10 protein-coding genes are annotated in these 11,388 nt (G+C 50.6%); all 10 read right to left on the bottom strand.

All coding sequences use genetic code 11. The annotated features are described in order from the left end of the window. Nucleotides 1–154: 154 nt before the first annotated feature. A complete protein-coding gene (locus IE070_RS16160; protein WP_189484220.1) occupies nt 155–2,746 on the bottom strand; it encodes a M4 family metallopeptidase in 2,592 nt (863 codons plus the stop codon). Between the two features lie 10 nt (nt 2,747–2,756). Next, nucleotides 2,757–4,358, bottom strand: a complete 1,602-nt coding sequence (locus IE070_RS16155) for a PP2C family protein-serine/threonine phosphatase (protein WP_189484219.1) — start codon at nt 4,356–4,358, stop codon at nt 2,757–2,759. 16 nt (nt 4,359–4,374) lie between these two features. Further along, nucleotides 4,375–5,265, bottom strand: coding sequence for a serine/threonine-protein kinase (locus IE070_RS16150; protein WP_189484218.1), 891 nt, complete (start codon nt 5,263–5,265; stop codon nt 4,375–4,377). Nucleotides 5,266–5,284: 19 nt separating this feature from the next. Continuing rightward, nucleotides 5,285–6,106: a vWA domain-containing protein gene (locus IE070_RS16145; protein WP_189484217.1), complete on the bottom strand. Its 822-nt coding sequence runs from the start codon at nt 6,104–6,106 to the stop codon at nt 5,285–5,287. 39 nt (nt 6,107–6,145) lie between these two features. After that, a complete protein-coding gene (locus IE070_RS16140) occupies nt 6,146–7,639 on the bottom strand; it encodes an FHA domain-containing protein (protein WP_189484216.1) in 1,494 nt (497 codons plus the stop codon). A 14-nt stretch (nt 7,640–7,653) separates the two neighbouring features. Next, nucleotides 7,654–8,415 (bottom strand): PP2C family protein-serine/threonine phosphatase, encoded by a 762-nt coding sequence (locus IE070_RS16135; RefSeq protein WP_189484215.1) that lies wholly within the window; start codon nt 8,413–8,415, stop codon nt 7,654–7,656. 2 nt (nt 8,416–8,417) lie between these two features. Continuing rightward, the gene (locus IE070_RS16130) at nt 8,418–9,146 is read right to left on the bottom strand and encodes an FHA domain-containing protein (protein WP_189484214.1); all 729 of its coding nucleotides are present in this window, start codon (nt 9,144–9,146) and stop codon (nt 8,418–8,420) included. A gap of 16 nt (nt 9,147–9,162) precedes the next feature. After that, the gene (locus tag IE070_RS16125) at nt 9,163–9,972 is read right to left on the bottom strand and encodes a MotA/TolQ/ExbB proton channel family protein (RefSeq protein WP_189484213.1); all 810 of its coding nucleotides are present in this window, start codon (nt 9,970–9,972) and stop codon (nt 9,163–9,165) included. After that, nucleotides 9,969–10,262: an FHA domain-containing protein gene (locus IE070_RS16120; protein WP_189484212.1), complete on the bottom strand. Its 294-nt coding sequence runs from the start codon at nt 10,260–10,262 to the stop codon at nt 9,969–9,971. The genes IE070_RS16125 and IE070_RS16120 overlap by 4 nt, the downstream gene beginning before the upstream one ends. Nucleotides 10,263–10,356: 94 nt before the next feature. Beyond that, nucleotides 10,357–11,388, bottom strand: a 1,032-nt coding sequence (locus IE070_RS16115; protein ID WP_189484211.1) for a tetratricopeptide repeat protein, incomplete at its 5' end; no start/stop codon positions are given.

Here is an 11,388-nt window from a genome sequence, read left to right as displayed (position 1 = left end):
ATCTAAATGCGCATGATGGGCCTTATAAACAATGCCAAAGCCGCCGCTGCCTAAAACCGCTTCTATAATGTAATGGTTTAGCTCGCTACCTAGTGGTAATGCATTCAGGTTGTCGTTCATGTCTATTCCTGTTAAAAAACCTTACCGGCACGCCTTACAATTTCACCACGCCATCACTGTCTGCCACACCTACTGCGATACAAAAATCTGCCAGATAAAGTTCTGCTACCCCATCCAGCGACACAGGTTCACCGGATTGCAATTTAACCTGTTGCTGGTTGCGGGTTATCGCGGAGCCATAGCTTGAGCCCAGATCGCGGTAGTACCAGCTATTGTGCTGATAAAAAATACAACCATGATGCGACGATACCGACGGGTGAGCTACCTCAGCGTCGTTTTCTGCAGCTCGCCCAACACTAAACGGCTTGGCTGCCGATGCCATACTGCTAACCCAGACCTGGCGTGTACCAATACTTAACTGCAAAAATGACAGCGACGCCATCTTTGCTGTTTCAGGTTTATCCGCCATGCTCAGCTTAGCATCCGCGCTAAGAACACACTTCAGATCTGCCAGAGTGATCTGCACCGGCAGCTGCACTGACGTTGCGGTATAAGCGGGCAAGGCTTTACCCTCTAACTTAGTGCCATAGCTGGAACCAATATCTTCAACCACCACCGTATTGGCCCGTTTGGTTATGCGTAAATGCTGCGACGAAACCGACGCGTGGCTCACTGTAATAGCGGCGTCATCGGCCCGCCCCACTACTATACCTTTACGCAACTGCGCCTGTCGCAGCGGGTAACAGTGATGCGGCGTATGAAAATACAACAGCGGCGGTTCCTCGGTTGATCTGGCGAACGGCTGGGGTGCTGGGCTTACGCCACGGTATTGGTAAGGCTGAAAGCCGGTGTCAGCCTGCCGCCCGGGTCTGGCTCGCTTTAACAACAGCCATAAACCATAACACAATAAAAGGCCGGCCATTGCCATCGCCAGATGCACAGCGTTAACGCTAACGGCAGGCACCGATTGCGGTAGTGCAGGCGGCGTTTTCGCCTCAGGCAACGCGGGCAGATCAGCTTTAGGCTCAGGTATCGGCTCAGGTAACGGAATTTGTTTTGGCTCAGCCTTTGGCTCTGGTTTTGGCTGCGGCAACGGTTTCGCTGGTGGGATATTTTCTGTCCAACTGCCTTTAATGCCTACGGCATCAAAGGCTTTATGCACCGCAGTGCGCTCGGCGGAATATTTACCGTAAATAATTTCAGCTGCTTCCGCTATGGCATAACGGGCATCACGAAAATCGGATGTTGGCGTCATGATTTTAGTGGAAGCGTAGTGCCAGAGCTTTAACGCCTTTTGCATACCCAGCTTGGGCACTTCCACACCGCCTAAACGCCGGTGTGCGCCGCCTTCGGCTAATAAATAAAAAGCATGATTCACAATCGATGAGTTAATGTGCACCCCTCCATGATCTTTAGCACCGGTATAGCGTTCCAGATAGTGATCCGGGTTATTGTCGGCCCGATTGGGGTAGCGAAAATCGCGGATCACCCGGCTAATTAAGCGTATCGCCCAATCTGAATTTTCCGGCGTGTTTAGCCGGTTATTCATCCAGGCGACAAAGCTGACACCTGCGATATCGGCAAAGGCTTCGTTTAATGCGCCCGGCTCATCCTGATACACCAAGCCAGAGCTAAATGCCACTATACCGTGTGCCAGCTCATGCATAATCACTTCCGGGTTTTGCAATAATGGCGCATGCACCTGCACCAGCCCCACTGTTTGGCCGTAATCATCATGTACCAGCATAAAAAAAGCGTTTGAATCATTGCTACTGCCAGCACAGCTGACACTGGCGCCTTGCCGGTAATGGAACATCTTGCCGCCGATCAACGCAAATACCGGGCTGTTACCGGCAGTGTCGTACTGCAGGCTGCCGAATTGCTCCGCCATAAAACGCCCCACCTGATCAAACAAGGTCGCCAGTTGTTGCGACGCCGGTGTCGACGCTTCGACAGCTGAGCTGGCAGGCTCATACAAGGCGATATAGGCATTGGTTAACTGCAACAGATCATCCACCGTGGTAGGGCTGCTATAAGACATGCGGCTACACATTTGGTCGGCATCAACCAGTTGATAGCTAAATTGCCAGCGTGTCGCCAGTTGCTGCAACACGTCGCCACCCGCAGAAATAAACAGGGTGTAAGGATAATCTGTTTGCTGATAACGTAGCTTGCCATCCACTTTGGCTGCCGCCAGCAGCTTGTCACCCTGTGGCCAATATACCGGCTTAATGCGCAGCTCACCGTCATAGACTATTTGTTGCTGCTGCAAGGTTTTTTGCACTACGCCCAGCCACTGCGCCATGCTAAGTGCAGCGTCGGCGGGTAATGAAGTGGTAGTTTTATGCGCACTGACTGGCTGGCCATGTAAAAACAGCAATACTGACTGATGAGCAAACACCTCAATACCGTTTATGTTCTGCTGAATACGGTACAGGCTGTAACCATTTGGCTCCTGTATGGCTGCTTTAAGCACAATTTCGGCGTTATCAGCCATGCCCAGCAAGGCTTTATTGGCCTGTGCCCAGTTAACAAAGTCTGTCGGATTATTTACCTCCCTCGCCAGCGGGGCAAAATCGGTAGCATACTTCGGCGGCGCCAGCGCCGTTGCCACCGCGTTGGTATTGTCGTCAGCCATTAATACAAACGGCAGCCAGCATAGGCAGCCTAAAAGACGTTTTAACACTGCAGCCTCCCTAACCAGATACCTGACGCGAAATTATACGCAGCGCATCACAATTACTGTCTGACAAAAACAAGTCATGTGTCACAGCGGCGGCACCAACGGCTACAGGTGTCAGCCAAAAATAACTCTGGCTGGCAGCGTCGATATACAAGGTTATCGCAGGGCTATTTAGCAAGGCTACCGGGTTGTCTTTGGCCTGTATTTGTTGGTACCGGGCAAAGCAGCTGGCAAAATCGTGTGCCGGTGCGGCCGGCAACAGCGGTAAATTTGCCGTTTTACCGGCGATCACCTTTATGCCCTTGGCGGTTTTTCGATAGCGTAGCAGTGCGCCATACACCGGGGTGTTATTTACCATCAGCTGCACGGTGGTAATTTCAGCGTATTGGTCCAGCATAACAGCCGTTTTGTTCAATACGCTGCCTCTGGCAACCAGCCCCTCGTCCAGCAACTTTTGTAACAGGGCGGTAATTGCATCCTCACCGTCAGCAAGAACCAACTCCAGTTCATGACTACTGAGTAAATTATCATTTAATAGCGTAGTATCACTCTGGTTACCCTGTTCGGAATTTGACTGTGCCGGCTCTGCATTCTCTGGCCCCGCTTGATCCGGCTGTGCCGCATTGATCTCCTGCATAATCCCGCCAACACTGTCAGAAAGCGTTATCGCGCTGGGTGCGCTCACTACGGGTTTGGCGCAACAATCCATAGAGTTGAGGTAGTAAAACGCCAGTGCCACCGCCGCGATCAACAGCAATACCAGCCCTGCCAGCCATTTTATAAACTCCGCTTTGCGCCCGATTGAACCAGCAGACGATTGAGGTGTTTCAGGCTTTACTTTCGCCAGCTCCTCAGCTTTGGCGCCAGTGTCATCGACCAACGCAATGCTACTGGATAAATGGGCAATAATTACGGTGGTGTTGTCATGCTGCGGCTGCAGTTGCAGCTGGCTGTTCAGACGGTTTAAAAATACCGTATCGCGTTGCTCCGCCGCAATCAACTTAACAATGTCATCGTCGCTAAACATTTCCCAGAAACCATCGGTACACAGCACAAAATAGCCGCCCAGCTCGGCCTGCCAGTGGTTAATATCTATTTGCAGATCGGCATCACCATTTATGCAGTTAAGGAGTTGGCTTTGGCTTGGGTGTGTCGCCAGTTGCTGTTCGGTTATTTCACCCATTATCAGCTTGGCATACGCCAGAGAGTGATCCTTTGTCTGGTTGATTTTAGCGGTGCAGCTAAATTGATACAGCCGCGAGTCACCAGCATGTGCCGACACCAACTGGCCTTTAAAACTAAGCAATGCCACCAGCGTGGTAGCGGTTTTAATGCCTTGCTCAGCACGTTGTTTAACGGCGGTATTACAAGCCAGCACAAAGTCGGTGAGTAAGCTTGTTGCGTCGCTATAGCGATGGCGCTTTTGCCAGAAAATGTTGCTTTGCTCCACCACGATGTCAGCGGCAACCTCACCCTGCTCTGAGCCACCTACGCCGTCAGCCACCAGCAGCAGAAAATCGTCATTGTCATCGCTGACATGCACCGCGAGGCGATCTTGATTATAGGCCCGGCCACCTTGCTCTGATGCTTGCAGTAAAATCTGACTAACGCGCATGTGCAAATCCTTGTCGTTAAGCAAAAGCCGGCAACGCCGCTTTAAAATCATAAATGGACTGAATACGTTGTGCCGGATCTAATCTGGTCGCACCGTACAGCGCATGAACAACACCGGCATCGGTCAACGTCGCCAGATAACGCAGTTGTTGACTAATGGGGTCGTCAAGCCCTGCGGTTACCGCTTGCTGGCGCTGATAAGCCGTGTCTGGCCGCTGCATTGTCAGCAACTCAATAATCATTACCCCCAGCGCATGCACATCGGTCCAGGGCCCTATAGGATAAATGCCATATTCCTGTTCCAAAGCGCTGTAAGCCGGTGTGTTTTGTGCATATTGGCTAGCATAACCACCAGCTTGCTTTACCGCACCAAAATCAATCAGCAGGGGATGCACCACAGCGCCCGCGCGCAAAAAAATATTTCCAGGTTTAATATCGCGGTGCACTATCTGGCGCTGATGCATATAGTGCAAGCCGGCAAACACGCCGGGTAACACTTTGGCCAGTTGCTGCCAGTTAAATGGCCGTTGCTGCTGTTGCACCTGGCCGACGTAGCTTTGCCACAAAGTACTGCCCGTCTCAAAATGCATTACCATATAGGCGGTACCCGAGGCGTAAAAACAATCGTAGACATAAACAATATTGTCATGATTTAGCGTCAGCAAGGTTTCGCATTCGAGTGCAAAGCGCTGTAGCGATTGCTGGTACACCTCTGTTACCGTCGCGTTTAGTGGCATTACCTCGCCGTTAACCCTGGCTGCTAAAGCCTGTGGCAAATACTCTTTAATCACCACCTGATAGCCGAGTGATTTATGCTGGGCCAGATAGACGATGCCAAAGGCGCCGCTACCCAGCACCTGTTCAATCAGGTAGCGGTGAATACTGCAACCGGCTGCCAGGGCACTCATGGCGACGTCGGGTTAACCATTATTTGGGTAACAACGCTAACAATAATGCTGCTGTCAGCGAGCCGTTATTCTTATCTAAATAGCTGCCTTTACCGGCAGCGACCACTTCAGTATAAAAATCGTGCTGTGCTTTAACATTGCCCGAGTAGCGCACTGATACAGTATTTGTGCTGCTTTGCGCAGTAAAAGCGTTAACCGCCGACAATAAACGGCGATCGTCCCCCGGGTGAGCGCCATCATCGGTAATAATGACTACAGTGCGACGGCTGGAATCTGTGCGCCAGATAGTTTGCATTGCCTGCATAAAACCGGGCAACACTGCTTCACCGTCTGTGGTGTTGCCGCCCCTACCAATACCAACGTCTACTTTTACACGTTGTAACTGTGCCAATAGCACATCAATTTCTTGGGTTAGTGTTAACGGAAAATGGGTCACCGGCACGTCAAAAGCATCATCACCAAACACCACTATGCGCATGGCGGCCGAATCAGACAGCCGGTCTAACAAGGCTGCGATATCGCGTATTTCGGTTTTTAAGCCATTTATTTCGCCGCTCATACTGCCGGTAATATCTAACACCACCACCAGATCTAATTTTTCCATTTTCTTAAAACCGGGCGGTACCGGTGGTGTCGGCGGTGGGCACACCTCACACGGCACCGGTTTAGGGCAAATAACCGGCTCGGGACATTGCAGAGGGGCTTCGGTGGGAATTTTTGATACATTGCCAAAAAATGGCAACGCCATGACCGCCAATAAAATAAAAGCGCCCATCCCTGAGGCGAACAAATCCAGCGCCGACATGCTAAAAATATTAATGTCCCGGTTGCGTATTTTCATCTGTCGGCAGCCTTTATGCTCTGAACATCACGGTATAACTCACAGATACGAAACCTGAAACACTATGGTACTCAGGCGTAACACCGAGCCCGGCGCCAACATCACCGGCTGGCCTGCCGCTAACGGTAAATTGTTTAACCAACTGCCATTTTGGCTTTGTAAATCCTCTGCCAATAACACACCGTCACGCAGGATCAATCGCAGATGGCGGCGGGAAATTTCGGTCTCGGTTATCGGATAATCGACCTGGCTGCTTTCGCGGCCAATAATTTGCTCACCGGCCTGCGCCAGCGCTTTACCGTTAATTTTCAGCCGGATTTTACGGCCATCATGGGTGGTGCCATCCAGTAACACATCATTAAAGCTAATCTGCATTTTGGCAACCTTATCAATAAGTTGCTCATTATCTTGCGCCAAACCGGAGGCGTGCTTGCGTTGTTGCAATAATTCAGCGTCTTTGGCTTGTATAGCTTGCTTACGTTTGCGCATTAGCAACACAAAAACCAGCAAAACCATAAGTAATAAGGCCGCAGCGCCGATTAAAAAATAGCTTTTTTGCTGCTCTGCCGCTTTGGTCTTATCTGCCTCATCTTTTGCTTTTTGCTCCGCTTCCTTAGCAAGAGCTTCAGCAGCGGCGCGTTCCTCTTCAGCTCTTTTAATCGCTTCTTCCGTTTGCTTTAGCATTTCCTCATTTTGCTTGGCAATTTTGTCCGCAGCGTCTTTAGCATCTTGCAGAAGCTTATCAGCCTGTTTTTTCGCGGCGTCTGCTTGCTGCTGGGCTTCTGCTAACCGCTTTTTCGCCTCAGCATCGGCTGTTTCCTGTGCTGCTTTGGCCGCAGCCGCGTCTTTAGCCGCCTGCTCGGCATTGGCGGTGGCTTGTTCAACATCAGACAAACACCGATCTGGCGCTACAGTAAAATCTATTTTACGCTCGGTCAGCACCGCTTTTAACAGTGCTGACGACATGGCGTAAGCAATGACCTCGGGCTGCTGCATGCGTTTAAACAAGCTGCTCTCATACACACTTAAACCCAGCAATTGCTGACAGTTATTAAACAGCGGCGCCGCCCACTGCTGGCTATTGTACAGAGCGGTATGCACGTATATCCCGCCGGAGGCTACATCTTTTAGCGGCTCAAAGCGCTGCACTAAACTGGGTACACTGCCAGTGTTGGTTAACAGCACCAGCTGGCCACCTACCGCCTGATCCTGCGCGGCCAGCGTAACGGCCTTACCCGAGACATTGCTGGCTGATAACACGGCAATGCGTTTGTCGTTGTCGGCAAACACCACGTTTGCGACAATCTTTGCCGCCGGCGTTACCGTGTTATCAATAATAAAAATACTGCTGGAACCCTTTAACAAGTTGGCATCGGTAACAAACTGGTTAGCATTAATTTTGGTCGCCAGAGCGTCAATGCTGCGATTGTTACTGCGATCTATCTGTAACGGATAGACATAATCTGCCCGTGCTGCAGATGCCGTTATGGCCGTGAGCACAAAACTTATCACTGTTAAGGCTGTAAAACGCATGCCGCTGTTCCTTATTATTCGTCTTGTACTGTTTGCGTCAGTTTTAATACCATTACGGTGGCATTGTCCTGATAGGGTTTTTGCAGGCTATCGACATAGCCAATGATATGCTCGGCCAGCAGCTGTAAATCAGCATGCTGCAAGCGATGACAGAGCGCTGCCAGCTCTTGCTCAGGCACTGACTCAACGCCATCACTGGCCATCACAATAATATCGCCACTTGCCAGCTCGATTGCATTAATGTCAACCAGCTCAACAGGCACGCCCATCACGGCAGATGTTAGCTGGTTACGCTGTGGATGCACGGCGATGTCGCTGGCAGTCATCATCCCGGCAGCAACCAGTTGCAACATTTCGGCTTTTTTGGAGTGGTCCTGGTTAATGCGCGTTAATTGCGCGTCGCGGATGAGCCACAATGGGCTGTCGCCGACACTTAACCAGTGCAAATGTTCGCCGGTGAAAGCTGACGCTATTAGGGTGCCACCCATGCCCTGACACTGCGGATAGTGTGCAATATAATCGGCCAAATGCTGATTCGCCTGCAACAGGCTGTCATGCAGCCGTACATGCATATCCTGCTCTTCGCTGGTACAAAACGCCTCGCTAAACCCACGCAAGATTTCCTGGCTGGCAACCTCACCATGCACTGCACCGCCCATACCGTCCGACAACAGCGCCAGCGCAAAGCCACTGGGCCACACCATTTTACTAACGGCATCCTGCTGATACTCACGCTTGCCAACCGTCTGCGCCCACCCGGTGCTTAGCTGCAACATAACTATTGCCAACTGAAGCTGGCATCGCAAAACGCGACAAAACGCAGCGTAGTCGCACCCACTTTAAGAATATCACCACTTTTTAGCTGCATTTGTCCGGCCACAATCTGGCCATTTAAGCGATTAAGACTGGAGCCATTGCCCGGCGCAATAATAAAATCGCGATTCTCGTCATCAAAAATCACCAGCAACTGCTGTTTCGAGGTGATTGATGTATCACCGAAATTTAAAACGATACGCTCTGTCACCGAGCGCGAAATAGCGCTTTGGCCGGCGCATACATTAAGGCTTTTACCTTTACCCGGGCCATCTACCACCACCAGCCAACCACAGACGTAACTGGCTGCCGTATCACCTGCTGCGCCGAAATTGATGCTGGTTTTAGGTTCGGCTGACATCTCAGGTACAGATGCGCCGCCGGCAGCCTGCTGTACCGGCGCTGCTGCAGCAAATTGCGGCTTCGCAGCATCCACTACACGGGTTGGCGGCTCTGGCATAACCGCCATACCACCCGGGCGCATAGCATTCTGCTGCATGGCTGGGGGAATATGCTGAAACAAATCTACGGCGGGAGGCTGAGTGCGTTCAGCACCCGGTGCTGCTCCGGTTGGCGGCGCGTTAAAACCACAGCGCGGTGGCAAAGTACCGCCATCAGCGGGCTTGGGTTGTGCCGGTGCAAAACTGGTCTCTACTTCCACCGGTTTGCCATCTGGCCCTAGTCGAAAACTCATAGGTTATTTCTCCGTTTCAATCCGCTACAATTAGACGGTTAACCAGCCGGTCCAGACAATACTGGCCAACCTGATTCAAGGCTTTTTCTTCCCGCCCTTGTGCGACGTTCATACCAAACACCAGCACAGCTGACATGATCAGCGCCACCAGCGTGGTGTTAAAAGCCACGCCGAGTTTGATGGTAATAAGCGCCACCCAGGTCTTGATTGCGGCCGAGTCACTGATGTCCGGCATATCGCCGGCACTGGATAACGCCAGCGCAATACCCACCACAGTGCCAATAAACCCAAGCGTTGGGATTAACCACACCAAATAGCGCGCCATGGTGTATTTTAAGTCGACTTCGTGCTGCATTAATTCCAGTGACGAGTTCATCAGGTTATTGGCCTGCTCAGAGCTGCGGGTAATTTGAAATTGCGTAATAATGCGCTTAATAAGCCGCTGCAGGTAAAACTGGCTGCCGGTGCTGTCGGCTATGATGGCTTGATACACCGGCACTAAGTCTTTTGAGCGGTACAGCGCCGTATCATCGTCACTCATTAAACCGCGCGATAATTGCGCCAGCTCCTGCGTTGCTCTGTGCCAGCGCACCCAAATTTCGCCACCACAGAGGAAAAACAATAACCACATCAGGTTTTGAATAGTAAACGGATACACCGGTGCACTGCGGTCAAACAAAATATCGGCAGCTCTGAGCTCGGTGCTGGTTTCAGTAAGCGGGACGGTAAACATCGAGGCAAAAATAATAATAATGACAGCTATAAAAGCTGCGGCAAGTAACACGACCAAACGGTAGTAGGCTTCTTCTTTGTCCAGATTGGTCATACGCCACGCCTCCGGCTGTTAATCTGATAGGCAATAATTATTTCCATTAATCGCAATTTGGTTGACCCGATAAAAATATAATCATTGGCGCTTAGCTGTATGCTATTAAAACGCAGCCACTGGCTACCATCCCAGTAAAACGAACCAAAGCTGGACTGGCAATCGTCCAGCTGCAGGTTTTGCAAGCTATTGACGGTTAAACACAAATGCTGTCTAGAGACACTGGCATCATCTACCGCAACATCGTTGCTTTGCGTGCAGCGTCCAACGCTGATGGTAACTCCCTGCATGCTTTTATACCGCGCTTAAATGTTAGCAAAAGTATATTAGCCAGTGTTGTTACAATTGGGTAGTGCAAATTTACCGGTTTGCTGACTTCTTTGCTCATCTAGTGTCATTTTTTTCTAACTCTGTCACCCATTTAGCCGCCGTGGGATGGCCATTTTGAGCAGCTTTGTAAAGCCACTTTATTGCTTCTGATGTCGATCTGGTTACGCCTTTGCCATTAAGGTAATTTGAACCAAGTACATATTGAGCCCAGGGATCATCTTGCTCTGCGGCTTTGAGGTACCATTTATGTGCATCCGCATCAGATAAATAGACACCTCTGCCAATAATATACCTAGTCGCTACTGCCTGCTGCGCACCTGGATGCCCTTGTTCTGCTGCTTTGTAAAACCAGATAACAGCATCTTGTTGCGCCCGGTAACCCTCCCCCTGATCATACAGCATACCTATTTTGTACTGCGCATTGGCATCGCCTTGCTCTGCGCGTATACGGTATTGTGATAACTCAGCCTCAGTATCAAGTTCAACAAGCGCCGCTAGCTTGTACAGCTCAGCATTTTCATGGCCGCCAATGGGGTGTTGTGAAAACTTTTGTACTGCAGTATCACGATATTGCCGCGCAAGTTGAGCATTTTTAGTGACCCCCTGGCCGCGCAAATACATCATAGCAAGCTGTGAATCTGCGTAGGCACTGCCAAGCGCTGCAGCTTGCTGGTATAAACCAAATGCAACACCATACGGATCCATGACTAGCGATGAATAATAGGCCTCTTCTGCGGCTAAGCGTAATGCTTTAGCTTCAGGAATCTCTAGGGGGACAACAGTAATATCCTCTGGGAGATTTACTAACTCCGCAATTGGCTCTGAATAATTCTGATTGCCCAGATAATATTGGTAGCTAACAGCCGCCAGCACCATTAGCGTCGTTAAAGTAACCATTGCCCATCCGGAGTAGTTTTTTTTAACAACAGTTGAAACCGGCTCTGTCTTTTTTGATATGGTGCCGCTTTGCAGCGGTGCTTCTGTGTGTTTTGCTTCTGAATATGGAGATAATTGCAGTGCCACCTGTTGCATAGTCTGCGGCCGCTCACTGACTTTAAAGGCTAAACACTGATCGATGGTGGTTAG

Source organism: Alishewanella tabrizica (assembly GCF_014652375.1).
Lineage (GTDB): Bacteria > Pseudomonadota > Gammaproteobacteria > Enterobacterales > Alteromonadaceae > Alishewanella > Alishewanella tabrizica.
The sequence above is the reverse complement of the archived record's forward strand: the minus strand, read 5'-3'. Positions and strand labels throughout refer to the sequence as shown.

What these genes read in the sequence shown, in the direction of transcription:
- IE070_RS16155 (WP_189484219.1), bottom strand. Translation starts at nt 4,358, where the DNA reads ATGCGCGTTAGTCAGATTTTACTGCAAGCATCAGAGCAAGGTGGCCGG.
- IE070_RS16120 (WP_189484212.1), bottom strand. Translation starts at nt 10,262, where the DNA reads ATGCAGGGAGTTACCATCAGCGTTGGACGCTGCACGCAAAGCAACGAT.
- IE070_RS16135 (WP_189484215.1), bottom strand. Translation starts at nt 8,415, where the DNA reads ATGTTGCAGCTAAGCACCGGGTGGGCGCAGACGGTTGGCAAGCGTGAG.
- IE070_RS16125 (WP_189484213.1), bottom strand. Translation starts at nt 9,972, where the DNA reads ATGACCAATCTGGACAAAGAAGAAGCCTACTACCGTTTGGTCGTGTTA.
- IE070_RS16145 (WP_189484217.1), bottom strand. Translation starts at nt 6,106, where the DNA reads ATGAAAATACGCAACCGGGACATTAATATTTTTAGCATGTCGGCGCTG.
- IE070_RS16140 (WP_189484216.1), bottom strand. Translation starts at nt 7,639, where the DNA reads ATGCGTTTTACAGCCTTAACAGTGATAAGTTTTGTGCTCACGGCCATA.
- IE070_RS16130 (WP_189484214.1), bottom strand. Translation starts at nt 9,146, where the DNA reads ATGAGTTTTCGACTAGGGCCAGATGGCAAACCGGTGGAAGTAGAGACC.
- IE070_RS16150 (WP_189484218.1), bottom strand. Translation starts at nt 5,265, where the DNA reads ATGAGTGCCCTGGCAGCCGGTTGCAGTATTCACCGCTACCTGATTGAA.